This is a genomic window from Franconibacter sp. IITDAS19 (genome assembly GCF_023079515.1).
In the GTDB taxonomy this organism is placed as follows: Bacteria; Pseudomonadota; Gammaproteobacteria; order Enterobacterales; family Enterobacteriaceae; genus Franconibacter; species Franconibacter pulveris.
In genome coordinates this window covers 282,184-306,327 of the sequence record NZ_JALJCP010000002.1, presented here as the reverse complement: position 1 = coordinate 306,327, position 24,144 = coordinate 282,184, and the positions used below count along the sequence as shown (strand labels likewise).

Genomic DNA, 24,144 nt, shown 5'->3' with positions numbered 1-24,144 from the left:
CAGAAGGTTCAGGGCGGGCGAGAAACAGAACATCGCATAAGAATAACTCTGTAACCTGCATAAAAAGGATAACAACATGACAACCTTGCAACCGGGCGATATCGCCGCCCCGCAGGCGGGGAGCGTGAAGCGCACCCGCACCCGGCTTGGGATCCTCGCCCTGCTGGCGGTGGGGACGATGATTAACTATCTCGACCGCACCGTGCTTGGCATCGCCGCGCCGGAAGTGAGCCGCGACCTCGGCATCAACGCCGCCACCATGGGCATCGTCTTTTCCGCCTTTGCCTGGACTTATGCGGTGATGCAAATTCCGGGCGGCATGTTTCTCGACCGCTTCGGCAACAAAATTACCTATGCGCTTTCGCTGGTCTTCTGGTCTGTGTTCACGCTGCTGCACGGCATGACCCTGGGCCTGAAAACGCTGCTGCTTTGCCGCCTGGGGCTGGGCATCAGCGAAGCGCCCTGTTTTCCGGTCAACAGCCGGGTGGTGGGGAAATGGTTCCCGCAGCATGAACGCGCCCGCGCCACGGCGGTTTACACCGTGGGGGAGTACGTTGGCCTGGCGGCTTTCGCGCCGCTGCTGTTCTGGATAATGGAGAGCTTCGGCTGGCGGGCGCTGTTTATCGTCACCGGCGTGGTGGGCATTCTCTTCGCCGGGGTGTGGTGGGTCAGATACCACGAGCCGGAAAACTCCCGCAGCGCCAACCAGGCGGAGCTTGAGTATATCGGCGGGCGCGGCGAAGCCGGGCCTGAACCGAAAATGCATTTCAACTGGAGCAACGTCGGCAAGCTGTTGAAGTGCCGCCAGATGATAGGCGCGGGCATCGGCCAGTTCGCCGGCAACACCACGCTGGTCTTCTTCCTTACCTGGTTTCCTACCTACCTCGCGACCGAGCGGCAACTGCCATGGCTGAAAGTGGGGTTCTTCGCCATCATGCCGTTTCTTTCCGCCGCGGTGGGCGTACTGGCGGGCGGCTTTATCTCCGACAAGCTGCTGAAGGCAACCGGCTCCGCCAACGTGGCGCGCAAGCTGCCCATCGTTACCGGGCTGCTGCTTGCCAGCACCATCATTCTGGCAAACTGGATGCCGACGGATGCGGGCGTTATTGCCATCATGTCGCTGGCCTTTTTCGGCCAGGGAATGGTAGGGCTGGGCTGGACGCTGGTTTCCGATATGGCGCCGAAAAACCTCGCCGGGCTGACGGGCGGCCTGTTCAACTTCTGCACTAACATGGCGTCGGTCGTCACGCCGCTGGTGATTGGTTTTATTGTCGCCGGCACCGGCAATTTCTTCTATGCGCTGATTTATGTCGGCGGCGCGGCGTTGCTGGGCGTCGTCTCCTACCTCTTTATTCTTGGCGATGTGAAACGCATCGAGCTGGATTAACGCAGTGCGGCGGCGCGCTGCGCTGCCGCGTAAGGATGCTTATGATTAGTGGACACACCCGCCTGATAGCGCACCTCGGTTTTCCCACCGAGAGCTTCAAAGCGCCGATGATTTACAACCCGTGGTTTGCGGCGAACGGTCTGGACATCAACGTGATGCCGATGGGCGTTAAGCCGGAAGCCTATCCGGAACTGCTGCGTTCGCTGTTTCGCACCACCAATGTGATCGGTGCGCTTATCACCATGCCGCACAAAGTCGCCACCACCGCACTGGTGGACAGCCTTAGCCCGACGGCGCAGATAGCGGGCGCCTGCAACGCCGTACGCCTGAATAAAGCGGGCGAGCTGGAAGGCGACATGTTTGACGGCGAAGGCTTTGTGCGCGGCATGCTGCAAAAAGGCCAGCCGGCGCAAGGCAAGCGCGCGCTGGTGGTGGGCAGCGGCGGCGTGGGGAGCGCGATTAGCGCGTCGCTGGCGGCGGCGGGCGTGACGGCGTTGACGCTGTTCGATACCTGCCGGGAGAGCGGCGAGGCGCTGGCGCAGCGCTTGCGACAGCACTATCCGGCGCTTCAGGTGACGGTTGGCGAGCGCGACCCGCAGGGGCATGACATCGTGGTTAACGCCACACCGCTCGGCATGCAGCCAGGCGACCCGCTGCCGCTGGATGTCTCGCGCCTTACCCCCGGCTGTTTTGTCGGCGAAGTGGTGATGAAAAGCGCCGTGACGCCATTTTTACAGGCCGCCCGGGAGCGCGGCTGCGTCACCCAGCAGGGCGTGGACATGCTGTTTGAGATGATCCCCGCTTATCTGGCGTTTTTCGGTTTGCCTGCGGCAACTGCCGAAGAGCTGCGCCAGACGGCGGAGATTCGCTATTAGCGGTTGCGTAAAAAAGGGGCGCTTCGCTACCTATTCTGCGAACCCATGCCGCGCTTTTTTATTGCCGGTAAGCCTTTTTGCGCAAGCGCCGTTTTCGCAAGGCCGTCCAGCCACGCCTGATGGGCATTCAGCATCGGGTTTGGCGTGGTGGCCGCAAGCTGCTGCGCCGGTTTGCCTGTCTGGCTCTCCTGGGTAAGGATGCGCACGCGTGCCCCAGGTAACTCTTCAATCAGCCAGGCGTGCAGCGCATCGAGCGCCTTATCTTCATCGCCTTCCACCCAACCGCGCCAGGCGAGGCGGGCAGGCTGGCCCTCTGCGGGCGGTATAAATTCAACAACCTGCGCCTCTACCGGAAAGCGGAACGTGGTGAAGCGAAAGCGGCTGTTGGCTGCAAGCTGCGGGCCGGTCGCATCGTAAAAATGGATATCTGACACGTTCTCGTAATAACCCGGCCACCAGCGGGTATCGACCAGATATGTCCAGACCTCGCGGGCGCTAAGATTCGCCACAATCACTTCGTTGGAAACAAAATTGTCGGTGGTGCCGGGGGTATATTTTTCCGGCCAGATAATGCTGTTCATGGTCGCTTCCTCATCTTCGTTGGAGGAGGGCATCTTAAAAATGGCTGTGATATAAAACCAATCGTCAATTTTAATATCAGGTATAACCTGAATTTATTTCTGAAAAGGGGCGAGCGATGCGCGACCTTCATCATCTCGATCTTAACCTGCTCATGACGCTGGATGCGCTGCTGGATGAGCGGAACGTCACCCGCGCGGCGGACCGGCTGGCGCTGACGCAGCCTGCGGTAAGCGCCATGCTCACCCGCCTTCGCGAAAGCTTTAACGACCCGCTTTTTGTCCGCGCCCAGCGCGGCGTTATCCCCACCGCCCGGGCGCTGGAGCTGGCGCAGCCGGTGAAGCGCATCCTGCATGACATCCAGGCGCTGCTTCAGCCGGAGGATTTCGACCCGCGCACCTCTACGCTCACCGTCACCCTTGCCGCCACCGACTACGCGCTGCGCGCCATCGTCGAGCCTTTTACCCGCGAACTGCGCAAGCGGGCGCCCGCCATGCGCCTGGCGGTGCGGCAGATAGACGAAATGAACGTGCGTCAGCTGCTGGAAAAAGGGGAAATCGACCTCGCCATTGTTACCACCCAGACCGCGCCGCAAGCGCTGCACGCCCGCAGGCTTTACGATGAAGAGTATGTCTGCGCGATGCGCGCCCAACACCCGGCGGCGGGCGAGCAGCTGAGCCTTGAGCGCTTCTGCGAACTCGACCAGGCGCTGGTCTCTTATTTTGGCGATCCGTTCCACGGCGCGGCCGACCGGGCGCTGGCGGAGAAAGGGTTAACGCGGCGGGTGAGCCTGTCGGTAGACAGCTTCTTGTTTCTGGTTTCGTTACTCAAAGAGACCGACCTGCTGGCGGTGGTGCCGCGTCGGCTGCTGCGTGAAGAGGACAAGCTGCTGACCTTCGCGCCGCCGCTCGCCATTCCCGGCTTCACGAAAGCCGCCGCCTGGCATGAACGCACGCACCATCACCCCGCGCACCGCTGGCTGCGGGAAGTGCTGTTTGAGGTGTGTGGGGAAGGAGAATAAAGCGAGGCGGCAGGCGCAAGCGCCGTACCGCCTCTGAGGGTTTTCGGGGGTTATTCGAAGCTGTAGGTCACTGCCGCGCCTACGCCGTAGTTACGGCCCGGAGCGGGTTCGTAGTAACGGCCGTTGCCTTCGTTCACGATAACGGAGCCGACGTAATCGCGGTCAAACAGGTTGTCCACGCGGCCAAACACGTCCAGCATCCAGTTGCCTTTTTTCACTTTGTAGCCGGTGTTCAGGCCAACCGTGGTGTAGGAAGGCGCTTTAGCGGTGTTTTCGTCATCGGCCATGATGCTGCTCATGTAGCGCACGTCGCCGCCCGCGTACCAGCCGGTTTCCGGCTCGTAACCCATGGAGGCGTAAACCATATTGCGCGCAATGCCCGGCATGCGGTTGCCGTTACAGTTAACGTCGCCGTTGCACACGTCGGTGCGGTAGGTGGCGTTGAGATAGGTCCACGCCGCTTTCAGCTTCCACGCGTCGCCAAACTGCTGATCCAGCCCCAGCTCCACGCCCTGACGACGGGTTTTCCCGGCGTTCTTGTAGGTGGTGCGCCCGCCGCTGCTGGTGTCGGTCACAATCTCATTGTCAGTATCAGTCTGGAACAGCGCGGCGGTCAGCAGGCCGTTGCCGATGCGGGTTTTGCTGCCGATCTCCACGGTGTCGCTGGTGGAAGGCTTCAGATCCAGGTTCAGGCCGTTGATACCGCCTGCCCGGTAGGAGAGCTCGTTGATGGTCGGCGTTTCGAAACCGCGACCGGCGGAAACATAGACGTTCCACGCGTCGGTGAGGGCATATTTCAGCGATCCCGCCGGCAGCCATTTGTGGTAGTTCGCTTCGCCGCTGTCGTCGCCGTTGCGGGCGGTAACGTAATGATCGTTAGAGTCGAACCAGATGTTGCTGTAACGCACGCCCGCGTCCAGGCTCAGCTTGTCGGTGAGCTGCCAGCTGGTTTGCAGGTACGGGTCGACGTTCCACATCAGGTTGCGCTCGTCGCGGCGCAGGCTGCCCTTTTCGCCAAAAACCGGCGCGCCGTTCACCATTGAGAAGTTCTCATAGCCTTTACGCTTCTCGATGAGGTTTTCGTAGTTAAGGCCGGTGGTGAAGCTGAATGGCACGTCGCCCAGGTCGCCGCGGTGCGTCCAGCGGCTGTCGATCCCCTGGTAATGACGGGTGAGGTTGATAACGCCGCCAGGGTGCGTCGGGTTCAGCTGCGGCGCCCGCGGAATAGACTGATACTGCACGGTTTCACGTTCGCCAGCATAAGCCATCACGCTGATGTCATCATTTTCGCTCAGCGCGCGATCGTAGCGCAGGCCCGCCTGGGTCTGTTTGGTGCTCTTACGCGTGTTGTACTGATCGCCGCGCGGCGACTGGCGCGGGTTCTCTTTCCATTCGTCACGGCTCAGACCGCCCGGATCGTTGGCCTTGATATCGACGCTGTTGAAAATCAGCGTCAGCTTGCTGGCGTCATCCAGACGCACGCCAAGCTTCGCGTTAGCGAGGTTTTTACGCGCGCCGCTGTGGTCGCGGTAGCCGTGCGTGGTGAAACGGGTCGTGGAAACCGAGTAATCCACATCCCCCGCCTGGGTGCCGTCGCCCGTCGCTCCCGTGGCTTTCAGGCCGTAGCGCACGCTGCCGTAGCTGCCGTACCAGGTGCCCGCTTCGATTTTCGGCGGCTGGGCGCCGGTTTCGGTTTTCACGTCAATCACGCCGCCGGAGGCGTTGCCATAGAGCGCGGAGAAGGGGCCGCGCAGCACTTCCACGCTGTCGATGCTGTTTAAATCGAAGTTAGAGGTATAACCCTGGCCGTCCGGCATGGTGGCCGGAATACCGTCAACATACATGCGGATGCCGCGCACGCCATACGTGGAGCGGGAGCCAAACCCGCGCATCGACAGCTGTAAATCCTGCGCGTAGTTTTGACGGTTCTGGATTTGCAGGCCCGGCACGCTGCCGAGATTTTCCGACAGGTTGACGCGCGGCGCGGCGTGACGCAGGTCTTCGCCGGAAACCACGCTCACCGCCGCTGGCGTATCCAGCTCGGAAACGGTGCCGGGGGTGGCGGTAACAACCATCGTCTGCTCATCAGCCGCGGAGGCGCTGGCGATAAAGCAGGGTGAGAAAACGGCGGGCAGCAACCACAGAGGCGCTTTCGCGGCACGGGAGATTTTCATTCAACAAACCGGGTTAGGGGTTCAGGGACGAACCAGATGGAACATACGTTGCTATGTTAAACTTTATGTAAATTTTTGAAAAGCCAAACGGCACATATCGTTAACAGCTATGTGCAGTCAGCAAAGTGTAGCCGAAACTTCCGCAACGGCCATTCTCGTCCGGGTTTTGTCCTGTACAAGGCGGTACGGCAGAAAAAGATCCCCTTTTAATAAAATAATGATTATTATTCTCAACAAAATAGCCCGGCGGCAGGCACCCCGGCGACCCGTACGGAAGCAATGTGACATCACTACTACCGCCTATTTTAAAAGGGAGTCTTTATGCAATTATCTCATCTGTCCGCGCCGCGCGCGCTGCTGGGCGCGCTGCTGTTCGCCACCGCCTTTACCACCTTCACCAGCCACGCCGCGGATGCGCTGCTGCGCAAGCCGGTAGGCAAAGGCGCCTATGAGATGGTCTACAGCCCGACAGAGCAGGCGCTTTATCTGGCGACGTCGCAGAGCCGCTCGCTTGATAAAGGTGGCGTGGTCTACCGTCTGGACCCCGCCACGCTTGAAATCACGCAAATTATTCATAACGACATCAAACCGTTCGGCGCGGCTATCAACACCAAAACCAATACGCTTTACTTCGGCAATACGGTGAATGGCGCGGTGACGGCGATTGACGCAAAAACGGCGGAGGTGAAAGGGCGCCTGGTGCTCGACCCCACTCAACGTTCAGAGACGGCGCGCCCTTTGCAGCCGCGAGAGCTGGCCGTGGATGAAGCGACGAATACCGTTTACATCGGCGGTCTCGGCAAAGCGAGCGTGGTGTGGGTGGTGGACGGCGAAACGCTGACGCTTCGCACCACCATTACTGACCTTGGCAAAATGAATACCGGCCTGGCGCTGGATGCGGCGGCGAAACGCCTTTACACCACCAACGCCGACGGCGAGTTCATCACCATCGACACCAGCAACAACCGCGTCGTTTCCCGCAAAAAATTGCAGGAAGAGGGCGAGCACATGTACCTGAACCTGGCGCTTGATACCGCTAACCACCGCGCTTTCGTCACCGATGCGAAGCAGGCGCAACTGCTGGTGGTGGATACGAAAAACGGCAACGTGATACAGAAAATCGCCGCGCCGAAATCGCTCGCCGTGCTGTTCAACCCGGCGCGCAATGAAGTTTACGTAACGCACCGCGAAGCGGGCAGCGTCAGCATCATCGACGCGAAGCATTATAAAGTGATAAAAACCGTCGAAACGCCGACCCATCCAAACAGCCTGGCGCTTTCCGCAGACGGCAAAACGCTGTATGTCAGCGTGAAGCAGGCTTCCAGCCGCCAGAAAGAGGCGACCAGCCCGGATGATGTGGTGCGCATTGCGCTGTAAGATGGCCTGAACGGCTGCCCGGCTTCATTGTTGGGCGCTCGCGGGTGTTCTCTCGCCCCGTTGGGGAAAGCGTGGCGGGGTGAGGAGCGACAGGCTACGCCGCTCGCCTTGTCATCCACCATGCATAAAGCGTAAAGGCGCCGCACAGCGCCGCCGCGAGCCAGGGCAAGCCGTGAGCGCCGGCATTCATGGCGAGCCCGGCAAGCGAAGGGCCGACCAGCGCGCCGGCGCCCCACATTATCGACATGGCCGCATAAACGCCCGTCAGCGCCGTGCCGGAAAAGCGTTCGCCCACCTGCGTGATAACCAGCGTGTAAATGGCGACAAACGCGCCGCCCCAGAGAAACATCAATACCCAGGCGAGCGGCGCCACGCGCAGCGCCCACGGCCAGGCCAGCGCGCCGAGCGTCGAAACGGCGGCGAACATCACCACCAGTCGAGCGCGATCGAACCGATCCGCCAGCCAGCCTACCGGCAGTTGCAGCACAATCGCACCGAGCATCAGCACGCTGAGCAGCGCAGTGGCCAGCTTTTCGCTCCAGCCAAGGTTCATGGCGTAAATCACCAGCAGGTTCATGCCTGCCGCTTCCAGCGCGGCATTTAGCAGCGTGGCGGCCATCGCCAGCGGCGCGAGAGCCAGGTAGCGCCAGAATGCGCCCGCTTTTTCCTGCGCCAGCGGCGCCTCGTTTCTGCGCCGCAGCAGGATAAGCGCCGCCGCCAGCGCCAGCAGCGCGCCATAGAAAAAGGGCAGCGTGCCGCTGCCCGCCAGCAGCAAAAACGGCCCGAGCGCAAAACCCAGCGACAGGCTCGCCATATACCAGGCCAGGGTAGTCGCCCGCGCGCGCTCCACGCTCACGTGATTAAGCCACGTCTCGGTGACCACCAGAATAATTTCGCTGAAAGCGCCCAGCAGCAGGCGCAGCGCGAACCAGCTTGCGAGCGACAGAAAGGGGAACAGGCAGAGCGCGAGAAAAATAGCGAACAGGGAAAAGCGCATCAGCGCCTGCGGCGAGAAGCGGCGGCAAAGCGCGGGCAGCAGGGGGGCTATGGCGAACACCCCCACCGCATGCATCGCCGCGTTCAGGCCAATCCAGCCTTCGCTGTAGCCCGCCGCGCTCAGTCGCAGGGAGACCAGCGGCGCGGTTAAGCCATAGGTCAGCCCAAACACCATCACTGCTGTAATAACGCCAGCTTTTCCCCGCAACGCCTGCATGGTTTTCTCCCGCCGCTTTCCTTTGAGCATAGATGACAACGGCAGAGCAGAGGTGCAGCGAGCGGATTATCCGGGCCGCACGGTAAGCACTACGGGCGCACCCGTTGCCCTTTCTCATCAATTACCACTTCGCCATCCTCTTTGGTAAAAGGGCCGCGCTGCGGATCGGGGAGAATATCCAGCACCGCTTCAGACGGGCGGCAAAGCCGGGTGCCGAGCGGGGTTACCACAATCGGACGGTTGATAAGCACCGGGTGCGCCAGCATGGCGTCCAGCAGCGCCTCGTCGTCCAGTTGCGCGCTGGCAAGTCCCAGCGTTTCATAAGGCTCGGTATTTTTACGCAGCAGGTCGCGCACGCTTATCCCCATCGCGGTGATGAGCTTACGCAGTTCATCACGCGTTGGCGGTGTTTCAAGATACAGAATGATAGTGGGCTCCACGCCGCTGTTGCGGATCAGCGCGAGGGTATTTCGTGATGTGCCGCAGCCGGGGTTGTGATAAATCGTGATGTCAGTCATGAGAACCTCTGAAGGGGGACGTCCCCGTATTGTTACTAAAGCAGACGCAACGCCAGCGCGCTTAGCGTGACGAAAAGAATGGGCAGCGTCATCGTCACGCCCACCTGGAAATAATATCCCCAGCGGATAGTGATATTTTTTTGCGCCAGAACATGGAGCCATAGCAGCGTCGCGAGGCTGCCAACCGGCGTGATTTTCGGCCCTAAATCGCAGCCGATGATGTTGGCGTAAATCATCGCCTCTTTTATCACGCCCTGCGCGCTGCTGCCGTCGATGGAAAGCGCGCCTACCAGCACGGTGGGCATGTTATTCATTACCGATGAGAGAAAGGCGGTGAGAAAGCCGGTGCCAAGCGTCGCGCCCCAGAGGCCATGCTCCGCCATGCGATTAAGGGCGAGGGAGAGCCACTCCGTAAGCCCCGCGTTGCGCAGCCCATAGACTACCAGGTACATGCCCAGCGAGAAAATGACAATTTGCCAGGGCGCGCCCTTCAGCACTTTACGGGTGTCGATGACCTCACCCCGGCGAGCCACCAGCCAGAGGATCAGCGCCGCCGTCGCCGCCACCAGGCTTACGGGCACCCCGAGCGGCTCCAGCGCGAAAAAGCCAACCAGCAGCAGAACCAGCACTATCCACCCCGTTCTGAAGGTGCGGCGGTCGCGAATCGCTTCGCGGGGCGCTTTGAGTTTTGCCATATCATAGACGGCGGGGATTTCTCGTCGAAAGAAGAGATGCAGCATCACCAGCGTCGCCAGCACGGAGGCGGCGTTAACCGGCAGCATCACCGACGCGTAATCGCTGAAGCCAAGCTTAAAGAAATCTGCGGTGACGATATTCACGAGGTTCGACACAATCAGCGGCAGACTGGCGGTGTCGGCAATAAAACCCGCCGCCATGACAAACGCCAGCGTCGCGCCCTGGCTGAAGCCCAGCGCCAGCAGCATCGCAATAACGATAGGCGTCAGGATAAGCGCCGCGCCGTCATTGGCGAAGAGGGCGGCCACAGCGGCGCCGAGTAGGATAATAAACGTGAAAAGCCTTTTGCCACGGCCATTGCCCCAGCGGGCGACATGCAGCGCCGCCCATTCGAAGAAGCCCGACTCATCCAGCAGCAGGCTAATGATAATAACCGCGATAAAAGTCGCCGTGGCGTTCCAGACAATCTGCCAGACGGTGGGTATATCGCCAATGCTGACCACCCCGGTCAGCAGCGCCAGCGCGGCGCCGATAAGCGCGCTCCAGCCGATGCTAAGCCCTTTGGGCTGCCAGATAACCAGCGTCAGCGTGAAAACGAAAATGGCGCCTGCCAGTAGCATAGTTTCTCCTTTACCCGTCAAATGAACAACGCGCGCGCTATTCCATCAAATATGAATAAGTGAATGTGTTTTTACAGACAAACAGCTTTGCCGTTAGTGGTGGCGTTCTCTTTTTCTGCCTGTCGGCTTAAGCGGCGAATATCTTCACGCTGACACTGGTACGCCTGTTCTATTACGGCGGCGGCCCAGGCGGGCATGTGAGGCGAGAGCCGATAGTAGATCCATTTTCCGTCGCGCCGGTCGCAAAGCAGCCCGCATTCCTTCAGCAAAGCCAGATGTCGCGACGTTTTAGGTTGCGGCTCTCTCATCACGCCAGAGAGTTCGCACACGCACAGTTCGCCTTTTTCTCGTAACAGTAAGACCAGCGTCAGGCGCGTGTCGTCCGACAGCGATTTAAACAGTTTAAGGGGGGTAAGTGAATTCATCGCGCCTCCGCATTCAGAGCGCCAAGTCTCGTCTTCAGGCATGATGATGTCAACATCATATTTGGATAAGCGTATATGTTAATGCTGCCGCCTGCGCCAGGGCAGCGAAGGCGCGCAGGCTGAGCTACGCTTGAAAAACTGAAATCGCAGGCGTTGAACGGTCCACAAAAGAGGGCGTAATGGTACGGTTGATTCTGATCCTGCTCGGCGTCGATTTTCTCCGTTCCCACTGGCGCGGCCTGCGCCGGTTCGGCGCGTTTACGCTGCTTGCCGGCACCGTGATATTTATCGATGCGCTGGATGGCGTGCTCTATTTTCCCATTGAGCCTTTTGCGCTTTTGCTGCTGATTGAGGGCGGTGCCACGCTTCTGGTGGCGGGCAGCGGCATCGGCGGTCAGAAGCGGCTGCGCTATGTGAAAGGCGCCGCCTTCGTTATCTCTGCATTGCTTATCCTTGCGGGCAACCATGAAGGCGACCTGGTGCTGTCGTTGCTATTCGGCACGCTGTTTCTCGCCGACGGCGCGCTGCAAATCGCTTCAGCCATCGTGGTGCGCTACCCCAACTGGCGGCTGGCGCTGGTTGGCGGCGTCGTGGAAGTGTTGATTGCCGTGTTCTTTTATCAACCCTGGCCGACGCATTATCAGGGCGTGGTGCCCTATTGCCTGGGACTGGGGCTCGCTTTTACTGGCTGGAACCTGATGCTGCTGGCGCGGCGGGCGAAACGGGCGAAGCGCAACCCGGCGATGGACGACCCGGCGGCGCAGGCGGGCATTCCGGGCGCGCCGCTTATCACCCAGTGGGAGGGGCCGCCCGCGGCGGATGAGCCGGCGCTGACGGTGCATGTCTGGACGCCTGCCGGCACGGCCGCAGGCGGCGCGCGCCAGCGGCCGGTTATCAGCCGCTATATCGCCGCGGTGGATGAACAGGGCGTCATCTCCACGGGCCATGCCGCGCTGGCCTCGCCGGAGGGCGTTTACATTAGTCTTTATCCGGCGCAGGAGATTGACCGCTCGCCGGATGAGTTTGGCCGCCTGCTGCGCGCCACCAAAGAGAACAACGTGGCCGGGCGGTTTCTCAGCGACTACGCCAGCGAAGCGGCGCAGTGGTGCCCCTCAACGCGGCAGGTGCGCATTCGCAATTACAGCCCGGCGCGGCTTGAGCGCTTCTGGCGTCGCTACCGGCAGGACAACACCTACAATCTTACGCATCGCAACTGCTCAAGCAGCGTGGCGAAGGGGCTGGAGGCGGCGCTGGAAGGGTGCGTGGGGCGGCTGTGGCAGCGTAAAGGCTTCTGGATAGCCTTTGGCAAACTGATGACCACGCCGGAACTGTGGGTGGCTTTGCAAATTCGCAAGCGCGGCCAGACGATGGCCTGGACGCCGGGGCTGGTGCTCGATTACGCCCGGGCGCTAAGCATGCTGGCGGACCCGCGCCCGACCGGGTGGATTAATACCGCCCGCCGGGCGCTCACCAGGATATGGCGACGGCGAAAAGGCATGCGCGTCGTGAGCTAGCGCTGCATTCCCCAGCGTTTTACGGTGGCTTTTTCAAGGGTGGCGAAGACCAGCCCTTCCACTAACAGGCCAATCACGATCACCGTGGCAAGACCGGCGAACACGCGGTCGGTGAAAAGCTCGTTGCGGTTCTGGAAAATGTACCAGCCCAGACCGCCGTCGCCGCTGGAAGCGCCAAACACCAGCTCGGCGGCGATAAGCGTACGCCAGGCGAAGGCCCAGCCAATCTTCAGCCCGGAAATAATCGACGGCAGCGACGCCGGGATAAGAATATTAAGCACCAGCCGCGGGCCGCTTAAGCCGTAGTTGCGCCCGGCCATGCGCAGCGTTTCCGGCACGCTGGTAAAGCCAGACCAGGTGTTGAGCGCAATCGGCCACATCACCGAGTGCACCAGCACGAAAATCAGGCTGGCCTTGCCAAGACCGAACCACAGCAGCGCCAGCGGCAGCAGGGCAATGGCGGGCAGCGGGTTGAGCATCGCGGTCAGCGTGCTCAGCAAGTCGCGCCCGAACCGGGTCGAGATAGCCAGCGCGCTGAAGAGCAGCGCCAGTACGCTGCCAATCAGATAGCCCTTTAACAACGTGCCGAGGGAGTTGGCTATCTTGCCAGGCAGTTCGCCGCTTTGCATATCCTCAACCCAGGCGCGCAGCGTCTGCACCACGCCCGGCAGCATCAGGTCGTTGTTTTGCAGCCGGGCGACCACTTCCCACACCAGCAGCAGCAGGGCGACGATAACCGTTTTGCGCAGCCACGTCTGGTTCCACAACCGGGTGGTGAGGGGCAGCGGCACATCCAGCCTCAAGGCGGCCGGGGCGCTCAATTCACGCTGATACTCGGGACGGACGGGCGGCTGCGGCGACATAACCAGGCTCCTTGTGTGACGTGGGCGCGTGCGGGGTGACCGCAGGCGGGAAAAGCAGATCGTGAATATGTTGCGCTGCATGCTGAAACGCCGGGCTGCCGAAATCGTCCATGCCGAACTGGTGGCAGTTCAGCTCAGCGCGCACCTGGCCTGGGTGCGGCGAAAGCACCAGAATACGGCTGCCGACCACCAGCGCTTCTTCAATGGAGTGGGTGACGAACAGCAGCGTAAAGCGCGCTTCGTCCCAGAGCGTGAGCAGCTCTTCCTGCATTTTGCGCCGGGTCAGGGCGTCCAGCGCGGCGAAAGGCTCATCCATTAACAGCACTTTCGGCTTCATCGCCAGCGCGCGGGCTATCGCCACCCGCTGCTTCATGCCGCCGGAAAGCATATGCGGCAGCGCGTCGGCGAATGTCGCCAGCCCGACTTTATCAAGAAAGTGCAGCGCCACCTCCCGCGCTTCGGCCTTGCTGGCCTTGCGGCTGGCGACCAGCGGAAACATGACGTTCTCCACCACCGTTTTCCAGGGCGGCAACTGGTCGAATTCCTGAAAAACCATCATCCGCTCCGGCCCCGGTTGCGTGACAGTGTCACCCTCAAGCTGGATAACGCCGCCTACCGGCGACATAAAGCCGCCGATGGCCTTCAGCAGGCTCGACTTCCCGCACCCGGAGGGGCCAAGCAGAATAAACCTGTCGTTGGGCCAGACGTCGAACGTGACCTCATGGGTGGCGCGCACGCGTCTTTGCCGGGTGCGGTACTCCAGATCGACATTGTTAACGGACAACAGCGGCCCGCTCGGGTGGGTTACGGTCATGCTTGCCTCCTTCAGAACGGCGCGTCGCCTTCGATAGTGGTGCGGTAGAGCTTACGGCGCAGGTGATCCGGGCAGCCGGTGGCGAGGTGGATAAGCGAGCGGTTATCCCAGAAAACCATGTCGCCGTATTGCCAGCGGTGGCGATACAGATGCTCCGGGCGAATGCTGTGGTCGTAGAGCGCCTGCAGAATGTCGCGGCTTTCGTCTTCGGGCAGCCCTTCAATGTGCGTGGTGAAACCTTCGCTAACGAACAGCGCCTTGCGCCCGTTTTCCGGGTGCGTGCGGACCACCGGATGCGACACGGCTTGCACTTCGGCGAGCTGCTGCGGGGTTAACTGCGGGCGCCACTGCGCGCCAAATTTCGGCTTGCTGTAAGTCGCGGTATAGGAGTGTACCGCCCGTTTGCCTTCCACCGCTTTTTTTAGCGCCACGGGCAGTGTCTCCCAGGCTTTATGCATATCCGCAAACAGCGTATCGCCGCCTTCTTCCGGCAGCTCCTGGGCGTACAGCATGGAGCCCAGGCTCGGCAATGCCTTGTAAGAGAGATCGGAGTGCCAGTATTTCCCGGCGTCGCCAAGGCCAATCGGCTGGCCGTTCTCAACGATGTTAGAGACAATCAGGATCTCGGGATGATTCGCCAGTAAGAACTGCTTCAGCACATGGATTTGCAGCGGCCCGAAGCGACGGCTGAAATCAATCTGCTGCTGTGGGGTAATGCGCTGGTTACGGAACACCACCAGATGATGGTCGAGATGCGCCTGCTTTACGCGGGCGAAATCCGCCTCGTTCAGCGGCAGGCTCAAATCAAGCCCGGTAATTTCCGCGCCCAGGTTTTCAAAAGGGCTAATCACAAAATCCTGCGAGCGAAGCGGGGCGTCGAGCGTCGTGGTCATGAGGTTATCCTTACAGGTGAATTAGCTGCCCGGGTTCTGCCAGGCTTCGTTAAAAAAATAGTCTTTCCAGGAGTCCGCTTTATTTTTTAATACGCCAAGCTCGTTAAGCTTTTGCGCATAAATAAAGGTGCGCTCGGGCGAGACGGTAAAGCTAATCTCCGGGTCGTTAACAATCTTTTGCACCAGCGGCAAAGGCAGGCGCGATTTTTCTGCCCGAATATAGGTTTCCGCGGCTTTATTTTTATCGGCGTTAATAATCTGCGCCGCTTCGGCTAAAGCGTCATAAAAGGCGCGATAGGTTTTCGGGTTTTCGTCATGAAATTTCTGCGTGGTATAGAGCACATTGAAGGTGGCCTGGCCGCCCAGCACGTCGTAAGAGCTTAAAATTTTGTGGACGTTTTTATGCTCCAGCGCCTGGTATTGAAACGGCGGGCTGGAGAAATGGGTGGAGATCTCCGAGCCGCCGGCAATCAGCGCCGCGCTGGCGTCCGGGTGCGGCAGGCTGACGCTGATTTTGTCAAACCGCTTGTAATCGGCGTTGCCGAAGAGCTTTGCGGTTTCAATTTGTAGCGTGCGCGACTGGAAGCCGACGCCTGCGGCAGGCACCGCGATGCGGTCTTTGTCGCTTAAGTCTTTTACGCTTTTCACCGCCGGGTTGTTGCTGAGCAGGTAGTTAGGCATGGAGCCGAGCGAGGCGATGGCCTTGACGTTCTGGCGGCCTTTGGTGCGGTCCCAGAGGGTCAGCAGCGGCGGCACGCCCGCCGAGGCGACATCCAGCGCGCCGGAGAGCAGCGCTTCGTTCATGGCCGTGGCGCCAGAGAGGGTGCGCCAGTCTACTTTAATATCCAGCCCCTGTTTCTTGCCCTGTTTTTCAATTAACTGCTGGTCGCGAACCACATCCAGAATTAAATAACCAATGCCAAACTGCTGCGCGATGCTAATTTGCCCTTCCGCCTGCGCTGCGCTCGTGGCGAATAAGAGCGCCAGCGCCATGGCGCTTTTTGTCTTCGTTATTGTCATGGTTATTCCCGCAAGTGATAAGTGAATGGTTTTATATATATCGATGGCTTTATCGTGCAGGCGGAAGAGGAAAAAACAAAAGTGTTTATTGGAATAAGTTAGTCACAATGGATAAATGCTTTTTTTTGCTTTGCTAATGCGCAGAGAGGGAATAAAAGGCGAAAAGGTGTGGCTAAGGGGGGGGTATGGAGAATGTATATTCCTTGCCAGGGCCTTCTGCTTTGCCCCTTTTAAGAAAGGGTAAAAAGCGGCGCAGGCGTTCAGGCTGTTTTGTCGTATTTTAGAGCGGCTACGCGAGGCGTCATCCGCCTTTGTACGCGGCGGCGCGCATAAAAAAACCGCCCAAAGGGCGGTTTTGCGTGGCGCTGAAGCAGCAAGAAAACTTAGCGAGAATGCTCTTCTTTCAGCGTCACCGTCTCCACGTCATCCGGGTTTTGCGGCGCGGCGCTGTGAATTTCGTTCACGCGCTTGCGCACGCCGAACCAGCCCAGCGTCAGCAGGATGGCGATAAGCGGAATGGAGCCGATAGTCCAGGTGCCGTTCGGGTAGTCGAACGCCATCAGCACCAGCACCGCCAGCAGGAACAGCAGCGTCAGCCAGGAGGTGAACGGCGCGCCCGGCAGCTTGAAGTGCACGTCCGCCGCTTTGCCTTCTTTAATCGCTTTGCGCAGGCGCAGCTGGCAAACCACGATAAACGCCCAAGAGGCGATAATGCCTAACGAGGCAAAGTTCAGCACAATCTCAAACACCTGAGACGGCACCAGATAGTTCAGGAAGACGCCCACGACGTAAACGGCCATGGTCACCAGGATACCCGCGAACGGCACCTGCTGTTTGCTCATCTTCGACATAAACTTCGGCGCGGAGCCGCCCATCGACATAGAGCGCAGAATACGGCCGGTCGAGTAAAGGCCCGAGTTGAGGCTGGAGAGCGCCGCCGTCAGCACCACGATATTCATCACGCTGCCAATGTACGGCACGCCGAGTTTCGAGAAGAAGGTCACGAACGGGCTCTGACCCGCCTGATAAGCGTTCCATGGCAGCAGTAGCACCAGCAGGATAACCGAGCCGACATAGAACAGGCCGATACGCCAGATAACACTGTTGATGGCTTTCGGCACCATGGTTTCCGGGTCTTTACATTCGCCCGCCGCCGTACCCACCAGCTCGATAGAGGCGAAGGCGAAAACTACCCCCTGCACCAGCACCAGCGCAGGCAGCAAGCCGTGCGGGAAGAAGCCGCCGTTATCGGGTATTAAGTGGAAGCCGGTCGCGCCGCCGTCCAGCGGTTTGCCGGTGCCGAGGAAAATTGTCCCCACCACAAGAAACAGCACAATAGCCAACACTTTGATCAGCGCGAACCAGAACTCCATCTCTGCGAACCACTTCACGCCGATCATGTTCATGGTGCCGACGATCGCCAGCGCGCCGAGGGCAAAGACCCACTGCGGCACATCGCCAAACGCGCCCCAATAGTGCATATAGAGCGCCACGGCGGTGATATCCACGATGCCGGTCATCGCCCAGTTGACGAAATACATCCAGCCTGCGACATACGCCGCTTTTTCACCGAGGAATTCGCGAGCGTAAGAGACGAAGCTGCCGCTCGACGGACGATGCAGCACCAGTTCGCCCAGCGCGCGCAGAATAAAGAAAGAGAAAATCCCGCACACCAGATAAACAATGGCGAGGGAGGGGCCGGCCGCCTGCAGACGCGCGCCAGCGCCTAAAAACAGACCTGTGCCGATAGCGCCGCCGATGGCTATCATCTGCACCTGACGGTTGCCCATCGCTTTGTGGTATCCCTCTTCGTGGGAGTTCAACCAGCGTCGTTTCGCGGCCTGATGGTCCGCCGCGCTTTGCTTCGTTGTCTTCATTGTGTTCCTGTTATCCTGTCTTCTAACTGGGAAACCCCGTTGCTGACCAATCGTTTGCTTTTGCTGGTCTTCTGTACGGGAAATGTTCGCTTTTCCAGTGAATAGCTATGCGTTAAAAGCGAAACATGGCGCAGCATCCTACCCGCAAATTCGGGTCTAAGCAAAACATACCAGTAAGGGTGTGACGCCGCCCCGGGCACGTTTCAGCGTGCCAGTACAGGAAGGAAAGAGCAGAAGGGAAAAGGCCGCCGCAGGGCGGCCTGAAAACTTACAGCAGGGTGATAACCTGGTCGGCATCGAGGCGGGATTTCGGCAAGGCGGCGTTGAAGTCGGCGTCGCTGTGGTAACCCACCGTCGCGATCACCACGCTTTTCAGTCCTTTTGCTTTCAGACCCAGCGCGTCGTCCATTTTCTCCGGCGAGAAGCCTTCAATAGGGGTGGCGTCCAGCCCAAGGCTCGCGGCGCCAAGCAGGAAGAAACCGAGTGAGATGTAAGCCTGACGCGCCATCCATGCCTGCTGGCTTTCTACGGAGTGGCTATTCAGGTCAACGAAATAGCGGCGGCCTTTGTCCTGGCCCTGGCGCATCTCATCGCTGATAAAACGCCCGTCCTGCTGTTCTTTATCCAGCAGCGCCTGCAGATGCTCTTCAGTTATCTGCTCGCGGATGGTGAAGACCACGACCATCGCCGCTTTCTGGATTTTACCGGCGTTCGCCTCCGCAACGGCGGGCAGCAGTCGCGCTTTGCCTTCGTCAGAGGTCACGGCGAAGAAATGCCACGGCTGAGAGTTCACCGACGATGGGCTGTAGCGCAGCACGTCGAGCAGTTGCTGCTGTTGAACCGCGGTGAGCTTGCGGGTTTCGTCATAGGCTTTGCTGGTAAAGCGCGTGCGGATAATTTCATCAAGCGTCATTGTTATGTTCCTTAGTAAACGGGCGGCAGGAGAAACAGGCTTTTACCGCACCGGGAAAATTGACCGTGTGCAAGCCTACCCGATCTTAATGTCAGGACTCCACAGGGTTTGGCGATGGCGAGGGTAAGCCGCAATAAATGTGAAAGAGGGGCTCACGGCTCAGACGCGGGATAGCATCGTCCGCCGTTATTTCCTGTCTTCTGGCTAATGAACAGATAAATAACGCTCGCTGTTATTCATCCTTATTGAGCTTACGGTCGGGGTTGTATTTCTGTTTTTTAACTTACTTAAGGAAAATTATTTGTTTCCCGGCGTGACGCGACGACTTTAATAATGAAGCCACGTTACTCGTCAAGGGAATAAATAATGACTTACCGACTGAGCCTGCTGGATAAAAGCCCGGTGGCGGAGGGAGAAACCGCTGGACAGGCGCTTGCGCGCACCCTGGAACTGGCGCAGCGCGCGGAGGCGTGGGGTTATCATCGCTTCTGGGTGGCGGAGCACCATAATACCTCGCGCCTGGCCAGCCCCTCGCCGGAAATTATCATCGCCTGGCTTGCCGCGCAGACTCAGCGCATTCGCCTCGGCTCCGGCGGCGTCATGCTGCAACACTACAGCCCTTATAAAGTGGCAGAAAATTTCCATTTACTGGCGTCGCTGGCGCCGGGCCGTATCGACCTTGGCGTCGGCAAAGCGCCGGGCGGGCTGCCGCTTTCCACCCGGGCGCTGCAAAAAGGGATACGCCCGGAAGAAAAGGGCGATTTCGCCGCCCAGCTTGCCGAGCTGACCGGCTGGCTCACCGAACGCGGCGGCGATGAAGATGATTTCCACGCCCTGCGCGCCACGCCGTTGCCGTCCCACAAGCCGCAGCGTTTTCTGCTGGGCGCAAGCCCTGAAAGCGCGGCGCTCGCCGCAAAGCTCGGCTGGCATTTTGTCTTCGCCGGGCACCTGAACGGCGATAAGGCACTGCTGGGTGACGTCGTGCGCCTCTGGCGCCAGCGCGCCCGCGGCGACTTTTTGCTGGCGGTGCAGGCGGTGGTGGCAGAGAGCCGGGAAGAGGCGGAAACGCTCTCGCAGGCGGTTCAGCTATGGCTGGTGGAGCTGCAAAACGGCCAGAAGGTGACGGTCGCGAGCGAAGCGCAGGCGGAGGCCTTTATTCGCCAGGCGGGCAGCCCGGCGGCGCGCATTACGCCGCGTACGCCGTCGCTGCTTAAAGGCACGGCTGCGGACGTGCGCGCAGCGCTGGAAGCGTTGCATCAGCAGTTCGGTATTGAGGAGTTTGTTATTGATACCCCCTTTGCCGACGGCGCGGCGCGTCTGCGCTCGCTGGCGCTGCTGGCGGCACCTGAGAAGGAGCTGGCATGAGCGCATTCGCAGAACAATTAATCGCCTGGCGGCGCGAGCTGCACCAGCATCCGGAGCTTTCCGGCAACGAGGTCGCCACCACTGCGCGGCTGCGCCGCTGGCTTGAGCAGAACGGCCTGCGCCTGCCCGACCTGCCGCTTCACACCGGCGTGGTTGCGGAAGTGGGCCAGGGCGAGCCGCTTATCGCCCTGCGCGCGGATATCGACGCGCTGCCGATTGATGAGCACAGCGGTGTGGCCTTTAGCTCAGACACCCCTGGCGTGATGCATGCCTGCGGCCATGACATTCACACAAGCGTGATGCTCGGCGCGGCGCAGCTTCTAAAAGCGCGTGAAAGGGAATTGTCGGGGCGCGTGCGGATTATCTTCCAGCCGGCCGAAGAGAACTTCACCGGTGCGAAGGCGGTTATCCGCGCCGGCGCGCTGCAGGGCGTCAGCGCGATTTTCGGCATGCATAACGAACCCAGCCTCCCGGTAGGCGTTTTCGCCACCCGTCCCGGCGCCTTCTACGCCAACGTCGACCGCTTCGTGATTCATATCAAAGGTAAGGGCGCGCACGCCGCCCGTCCGCAGGAGGGCAAAGACGCCATCGTACTGGCGACGCAGCTTGTCGGCGCGTTGCAGACCATCGCCAGCCGCGACGTCAGCAGCCTGCATTCCGTGGTGGTGAGCGTTACCCGCATTCAGGGCGGCAATACCTGGAACGTGCTGCCGGAGACGGTGGAGCTTGAAGGCACCGTGCGCACCCACGACCGCGAGGTGCGCAGCAAAGTGGCCCAGCGCCTGCGCCAGCTCGCCGCCGGGTTCGCCGCCGCCTTTGATGCGCAAATCACTATCGACTGGCGCGACGGCCCGCCTGCGTTGATCAACGATCCGCACTGGGCGGCGTTTACGGAGCAGGTCGCCCGTGAAGCCGGGCTGAAAACGGAGCCTGCGGATCTGCACATGGGCGGCGAAGATTTCGCTATCTATCTGCAACAGATCCCCGGCGCGTTCATAAGCCTCGGCAGCGCCAGCGAGTACGGCCTGCACCATCCGGCCTACAACCCGGACGACGCGTTGCTGGAAGGCGCGGCGTGCTACTTCGCACGCCTTGCGGAAAAAGCGCTGCGCCAGCTAAGCCAGCATTAAACCTTTTATCACCTTCGCTCCGCCAACTGGCGGGGTAAGGGTAGCTATGGCCTGAAAACGGGAAGAGAGGGGATAAGCATGACTTCAGCACGACAGCTGCGCCTTGGCACCATACTGCACGGCGCCTCAGGAAACATGTCTGCCTGGCGGCATCCCGCCGCGGTGGCGGACGCCAGCATCAATTTTGATTTTGTGAAGGCGACGGCGGAAAAAGCCGAGCAGGGCAAGCTCGATTTCCTGTTCGTCGCCGACGGCCTGTATATCAACGAAAAGTCTATCCCGCATTTTCTTAACCGCTTTGAGCCGATAACCGTGCTGTCGGCGCTGGCGACCGTCACCCGCCATCTGGGGCTGGTGGGCACGCTCTCCACCTCCTACAGCGAGCCGTTTACCGTGGCGCGCCAGTTCGCAAGTCTCGATCACCTGAGCAACGGCCGGGCGGGCTGGAACGTGGTGACGTCGCCGCTGGAGGGTTCGGCGAAAAATTTCTCGCGCGAGAAGCACCCGGATCACGCGCTGCGCTACCGCATCGCCGATGAATACCTCGACGTGGTGAAGGGGCTGTGGGATTCATGGGAAGAGGATGCCTTTGTGCGCAACAAAGAGACCGGGCAGTTTTTCGACCGGACGAAGCTGCATACACTCGACCACCACGGCGATTTCTTCCAGGTGCAGGGGCCGCTCAACATTGGCCGCACGCCGCAGGGCCGGCCGATTATCTTTCAGGCTGGCGCCTCTGAGGACGGTAAAAAGCTCGCCGCCCGCCACGCCGACGCCATCTTCACCCATCAGGAGAGCATTGAAGAGGCACAGGCGTTTTACCGCGACGTGAAAGGGCAACTGGAAAAATATGGCAGAACGCCGGACGAGCTGCATATCTTCCAGGGCGTCAGCGTGATTGTGGGGCGAGATGCCGATGACGTGGAGCGCCAGTATCAGACTACCGCCGCGCTGGTCTCCATCGACGACGCGCTGAACTATCTCGGCCGCTATTTTGAGCACCACGACTTCAGCCAGTATGAGCTTGATGCACCGTTTCCGGACATCGGCGACCTCGGGCAGAACAGCTTTCGCAGCACCACCGATGAGATAAAGCGTCGCGCCCGCGAGCACCACCAGACGCTGCGCCAGGCGGCGCTCGAAGCCGCCACGCCGCGCCCGCGCTTTCACGGCACGCCAGAGCAGGTGGCGGACGGCCTGCAGCAGTGGTTTGAAGGCTTCGCCGCCGACGGTTTTATCATTCAGGGCGGCACGCCGGACACCTTCCCGCGCTTTGTCGACGAGGTGATTCCGCTGCTGCAACAGCGCGGACTGTTCCGCCGCGACTACCCGGGCGCGACGCTTCGCGAAAGCCTGGGGCTGAAAACGCCTGCTAATTCCTTCACACAACAATAAAAGAGCCGATGCTATGCAGAAAACCATGCTTATTCTGGCGCTGGCCGTCGCGTTTGGCGGCCTGAGCGCGGGCGCGATGGCCCAGGACGTGACCATCAACGGCAAAGGCGTGAGCCTGGACGCCAACAAAACGCCCGTCAACACCGCGAAAAACGCCGAAGCCGCGGCGCAAATCCCGCAAGGCTACCGTTTCGCCCAGCCGGGCAAGCTCACCGTGGCGGTGGCGGCGCTTAACTCGCCGCCGCTGACGGTCTTCGCCGACGACAACAAAACCCTGCTTGGCAGCGAGGTGGATATCGCCCGCCTGGTGGCCGACAGCCTGGGGCTTGAGCTGAACGTGGTGCCCACTTCCTGGGAGGACTGGCCGCTCGGCGTCGCTTCCGGCAAGTATGACGCCGCCATCAGCAACATTACCGTCACCAAAGCGCGCAAAGAGAAGTTCGACTTCGCGACCTACCGCAAGGACTCGCTGGGCTTTTACGTAAAGGACACAAGCGCCATTAAATCGCTTGAGAAAGCGGAGGATATCGCCGGGCTGCGCATTATCGTCGGCTCGGGCACTAATCAGGAGGCGATTCTGCTGGCCTGGGATAAAGCGAACCAGGCGAAGGGACTGAAGCCGTTTACGCCGGTTTACGCCAAAGATGACGCCGCGCAGACGCTGGCGTTGCAGTCGGGCCGCGCTGATGCGTACTTCGGGCCGAACGTTATCGGCGCATGGAAAGCGGCGCTGACCGGCAAAACGCGGCTGGTGGGCAGCGTGGATGGCGGCTGGCCGAAGGCCGCGCACATCGCCGTGACGCTGAAAAAAGGCAGCGGGCTGGCGCAACCGGTGCAAACCGCGCTGAACGGGGTCATTAAAAACGGCGACTACGACAAGGTGCTGAACCGCTGGGGCGAGGGCGTGGAGCGCATCCCGTCTTCTGAAATCAATCCGCCGGGCCTTGGCGACTAAGGAGGCGAGATGAGCACTGAATTCTTTCGCGACGTCTCACCGCAGGCGCCGGAGCTGGAGCCGATTATCACCGGGCTGTTTGGCGAGTATGCTGCCCGCTACGGTGATTACTTCTCTAAAGACGCCGAAGTGGAGCTGACGGAGTGGTATCTGCCGCCGCAGGGGCTGTTTATTGTGCTGGAGCGCGACGGCGAGATTATCGCAACCGGCGCCTATAAACCTTTTGACGACAACACCGCGGAGCTTAAGCGCATCTGGACGCGCAGCGACCTCAGGCGCCAGGGGCTGGCCTGGAAAGTGGTCAGCGAACTGGAGCGCCGCGCGCGGCTGGCGGGCTACAGCCAGGTCTATCTCACCACCGGCTTTCGCCAGCCGGAAGCGGTGCGCCTCTATTTAAGCCACGGGTATCAGCCGCACTTCGACCTGACCCGCGACCCGGAGGAGTACAGCCTGCCGCCTTATGACGGGCGGCTGCGCTTTACCAAATCCCTTGTCGAAAACCATGCAAAAACGGCCTGAG

At 60.4% G+C, this 24,144-nt stretch carries 20 protein-coding genes and 1 pseudogene; 9 read left to right on the top strand and 12 right to left on the bottom strand.

The features are described 5' to 3' along the window. Nucleotides 1–76: 76 nt before the first annotated feature. Both MT962_RS07320 and MT962_RS07315 read left to right on the top strand, forming a co-directional pair. Nucleotides 77–1,387, top strand: coding sequence for an MFS transporter (locus MT962_RS07320; RefSeq protein ID WP_024557575.1), 1,311 nt, complete (start codon nt 77–79; stop codon nt 1,385–1,387). A 35-nt stretch (nt 1,388–1,422) separates the two neighbouring features. Next, on the top strand, nt 1,423–2,262 hold the full coding sequence (locus tag MT962_RS07315; RefSeq protein WP_247365287.1) for a shikimate dehydrogenase: 840 nt from the start codon (nt 1,423–1,425) through the stop codon (nt 2,260–2,262). Nucleotides 2,263–2,288: 26 nt separating this feature from the next. On the opposite strand, the gene MT962_RS07310 is transcribed toward MT962_RS07315, so the two are convergent. Next, complete coding sequence (locus MT962_RS07310) at nt 2,289–2,843, bottom strand: SRPBCC domain-containing protein (protein ID WP_247365286.1); 555 nt, start codon at nt 2,841–2,843, stop codon at nt 2,289–2,291. A 116-nt stretch (nt 2,844–2,959) separates the two neighbouring features. Here MT962_RS07310 and MT962_RS07305 point away from each other — a divergent pair, with 116 nt between their 5' ends. Further along, entirely contained in the window at nt 2,960–3,862 is a 903-nt protein-coding gene (locus MT962_RS07305; protein ID WP_247365285.1) for a LysR family transcriptional regulator, read from the top strand. A 50-nt stretch (nt 3,863–3,912) separates the two neighbouring features. Here MT962_RS07305 and pqqU read toward each other — a convergent pair whose 3' ends face one another. Beyond that, entirely contained in the window at nt 3,913–6,036 is a 2,124-nt protein-coding gene (pqqU, locus tag MT962_RS07300; protein WP_247365284.1) for a TonB-dependent receptor PqqU, read from the bottom strand. Nucleotides 6,037–6,357: 321 nt separating this feature from the next. Here pqqU and MT962_RS07295 point away from each other — a divergent pair, with 321 nt between their 5' ends. After that, nucleotides 6,358–7,413 (top strand): YncE family protein, encoded by a 1,056-nt coding sequence (locus MT962_RS07295; protein ID WP_247365283.1) that lies wholly within the window; start codon nt 6,358–6,360, stop codon nt 7,411–7,413. 94 nt (nt 7,414–7,507) lie between these two features. On the opposite strand, the gene MT962_RS07290 is transcribed toward MT962_RS07295, so the two are convergent. The 4 genes from MT962_RS07290 to MT962_RS07275 form a co-directional block, all read right to left on the bottom strand. Then, the gene (locus MT962_RS07290) at nt 7,508–8,626 is read right to left on the bottom strand and encodes an MFS transporter (protein ID WP_247365282.1); all 1,119 of its coding nucleotides are present in this window, start codon (nt 8,624–8,626) and stop codon (nt 7,508–7,510) included. Between the two features lie 89 nt (nt 8,627–8,715). Then, nucleotides 8,716–9,144: a glutaredoxin-dependent arsenate reductase gene (gene arsC, locus MT962_RS07285; RefSeq protein WP_029591696.1), complete on the bottom strand. Its 429-nt coding sequence runs from the start codon at nt 9,142–9,144 to the stop codon at nt 8,716–8,718. A 35-nt stretch (nt 9,145–9,179) separates the two neighbouring features. Continuing rightward, the gene (locus MT962_RS07280; protein WP_024560567.1) at nt 9,180–10,460 is read right to left on the bottom strand and encodes an arsenic transporter; all 1,281 of its coding nucleotides are present in this window, start codon (nt 10,458–10,460) and stop codon (nt 9,180–9,182) included. 71 nt (nt 10,461–10,531) lie between these two features. Next, a complete protein-coding gene (locus MT962_RS07275; protein ID WP_024557584.1) occupies nt 10,532–10,885 on the bottom strand; it encodes a metalloregulator ArsR/SmtB family transcription factor in 354 nt (117 codons plus the stop codon). A 179-nt stretch (nt 10,886–11,064) separates the two neighbouring features. On the opposite strand from MT962_RS07275, the gene MT962_RS07270 reads away from it, so the two are divergent. Further along, entirely contained in the window at nt 11,065–12,399 is a 1,335-nt protein-coding gene (locus MT962_RS07270) for a DUF308 domain-containing protein (protein ID WP_247365281.1), read from the top strand. Here the strand turns inward: MT962_RS07270 and MT962_RS07265 are convergent. From MT962_RS07265 to nfsB, 6 genes are all read right to left on the bottom strand, one after another. Then, nucleotides 12,396–13,262 carry an ABC transporter permease gene (locus tag MT962_RS07265; RefSeq protein ID WP_247365280.1) on the bottom strand — a complete coding sequence of 289 codons (867 nt, stop codon included), beginning with the start codon at nt 13,260–13,262 and terminating at the stop codon, nt 12,396–12,398. The genes MT962_RS07270 and MT962_RS07265 overlap by 4 nt on opposite strands. Then, entirely contained in the window at nt 13,222–14,076 is an 855-nt protein-coding gene (locus MT962_RS07260; RefSeq protein ID WP_048887547.1) for an ABC transporter ATP-binding protein, read from the bottom strand. Before MT962_RS07260 ends, MT962_RS07265 begins: the two co-directional genes overlap by 41 nt. An 11-nt stretch (nt 14,077–14,087) precedes the next feature. Then, nucleotides 14,088–14,969 carry a TauD/TfdA family dioxygenase gene (locus tag MT962_RS07255; protein ID WP_024557588.1) on the bottom strand — a complete coding sequence of 294 codons (882 nt, stop codon included), beginning with the start codon at nt 14,967–14,969 and terminating at the stop codon, nt 14,088–14,090. Nucleotides 14,970–14,990: 21 nt separating this feature from the next. After that, a complete protein-coding gene (locus MT962_RS07250) occupies nt 14,991–15,962 on the bottom strand; it encodes an ABC transporter substrate-binding protein (RefSeq protein WP_235146836.1) in 972 nt (323 codons plus the stop codon). Nucleotides 15,963–16,372: 410 nt separating this feature from the next. Beyond that, nucleotides 16,373–17,866 carry an L-asparagine permease gene (gene ansP / locus MT962_RS07245; protein WP_024557590.1) on the bottom strand — a complete coding sequence of 498 codons (1,494 nt, stop codon included), beginning with the start codon at nt 17,864–17,866 and terminating at the stop codon, nt 16,373–16,375. 268 nt (nt 17,867–18,134) lie between these two features. Next, on the bottom strand, nt 18,135–18,779 hold the full coding sequence (gene nfsB, locus MT962_RS07240; RefSeq protein ID WP_024557591.1) for an oxygen-insensitive NAD(P)H nitroreductase: 645 nt from the start codon (nt 18,777–18,779) through the stop codon (nt 18,135–18,137). A 366-nt stretch (nt 18,780–19,145) separates the two neighbouring features. Here nfsB and MT962_RS07235 point away from each other — a divergent pair, with 366 nt between their 5' ends. From MT962_RS07235 to MT962_RS07220, 4 genes and pseudogenes are all read left to right on the top strand, one after another. Next, nucleotides 19,146–20,144, top strand: a complete 999-nt coding sequence (locus MT962_RS07235) for an LLM class flavin-dependent oxidoreductase (protein WP_024557592.1) — start codon at nt 19,146–19,148, stop codon at nt 20,142–20,144. After that, on the top strand, nt 20,141–21,274 hold the full coding sequence (locus MT962_RS07230) for an amidohydrolase (RefSeq protein ID WP_247365279.1): 1,134 nt from the start codon (nt 20,141–20,143) through the stop codon (nt 21,272–21,274). The genes MT962_RS07235 and MT962_RS07230 overlap by 4 nt, the downstream gene beginning before the upstream one ends. A gap of 78 nt (nt 21,275–21,352) precedes the next feature. Further along, nucleotides 21,353–23,624 (top strand): annotated as a pseudogene (locus MT962_RS07225) (NtaA/DmoA family FMN-dependent monooxygenase). Between the two features lie 9 nt (nt 23,625–23,633). After that, complete coding sequence (locus MT962_RS07220) at nt 23,634–24,143, top strand: GNAT family N-acetyltransferase (protein ID WP_024557596.1); 510 nt, start codon at nt 23,634–23,636, stop codon at nt 24,141–24,143. The last annotated feature ends 1 nt before the right edge of the window (nt 24,144 follow it).

Excerpts from the sequence above, each read along its gene's own strand:
- MT962_RS07320 (WP_024557575.1), top strand. The coding sequence starts at position 77 with ATGACAACCTTGCAACCGGGCGATATCGCCGCCCCGCAGGCGGGGAGC.
- MT962_RS07315 (WP_247365287.1), top strand. The coding sequence starts at position 1,423 with ATGCTTATGATTAGTGGACACACCCGCCTGATAGCGCACCTCGGTTTT.
- MT962_RS07310 (WP_247365286.1), bottom strand. The coding sequence starts at position 2,843 with ATGAACAGCATTATCTGGCCGGAAAAATATACCCCCGGCACCACCGAC.
- MT962_RS07305 (WP_247365285.1), top strand. The coding sequence starts at position 2,960 with ATGCGCGACCTTCATCATCTCGATCTTAACCTGCTCATGACGCTGGAT.
- pqqU (WP_247365284.1), bottom strand. The coding sequence starts at position 6,036 with ATGAAAATCTCCCGTGCCGCGAAAGCGCCTCTGTGGTTGCTGCCCGCC.
- MT962_RS07295 (WP_247365283.1), top strand. The coding sequence starts at position 6,358 with ATGCAATTATCTCATCTGTCCGCGCCGCGCGCGCTGCTGGGCGCGCTG.
- MT962_RS07290 (WP_247365282.1), bottom strand. The coding sequence starts at position 8,626 with ATGCAGGCGTTGCGGGGAAAAGCTGGCGTTATTACAGCAGTGATGGTG.
- arsC (WP_029591696.1), bottom strand. The coding sequence starts at position 9,144 with ATGACTGACATCACGATTTATCACAACCCCGGCTGCGGCACATCACGA.
- MT962_RS07280 (WP_024560567.1), bottom strand. The coding sequence starts at position 10,460 with ATGCTACTGGCAGGCGCCATTTTCGTTTTCACGCTGACGCTGGTTATC.
- MT962_RS07275 (WP_024557584.1), bottom strand. The coding sequence starts at position 10,885 with ATGAATTCACTTACCCCCCTTAAACTGTTTAAATCGCTGTCGGACGAC.
- MT962_RS07270 (WP_247365281.1), top strand. The coding sequence starts at position 11,065 with ATGGTACGGTTGATTCTGATCCTGCTCGGCGTCGATTTTCTCCGTTCC.
- MT962_RS07265 (WP_247365280.1), bottom strand. The coding sequence starts at position 13,262 with ATGTCGCCGCAGCCGCCCGTCCGTCCCGAGTATCAGCGTGAATTGAGC.
- MT962_RS07260 (WP_048887547.1), bottom strand. The coding sequence starts at position 14,076 with ATGACCGTAACCCACCCGAGCGGGCCGCTGTTGTCCGTTAACAATGTC.
- MT962_RS07255 (WP_024557588.1), bottom strand. The coding sequence starts at position 14,969 with ATGACCACGACGCTCGACGCCCCGCTTCGCTCGCAGGATTTTGTGATT.
- MT962_RS07250 (WP_235146836.1), bottom strand. The coding sequence starts at position 15,962 with ATGGCGCTGGCGCTCTTATTCGCCACGAGCGCAGCGCAGGCGGAAGGG.
- ansP (WP_024557590.1), bottom strand. The coding sequence starts at position 17,866 with ATGAAGACAACGAAGCAAAGCGCGGCGGACCATCAGGCCGCGAAACGA.
- nfsB (WP_024557591.1), bottom strand. The coding sequence starts at position 18,779 with ATGACGCTTGATGAAATTATCCGCACGCGCTTTACCAGCAAAGCCTAT.
- MT962_RS07235 (WP_024557592.1), top strand. The coding sequence starts at position 19,146 with ATGACTTACCGACTGAGCCTGCTGGATAAAAGCCCGGTGGCGGAGGGA.
- MT962_RS07230 (WP_247365279.1), top strand. The coding sequence starts at position 20,141 with ATGAGCGCATTCGCAGAACAATTAATCGCCTGGCGGCGCGAGCTGCAC.
- MT962_RS07220 (WP_024557596.1), top strand. The coding sequence starts at position 23,634 with ATGAGCACTGAATTCTTTCGCGACGTCTCACCGCAGGCGCCGGAGCTG.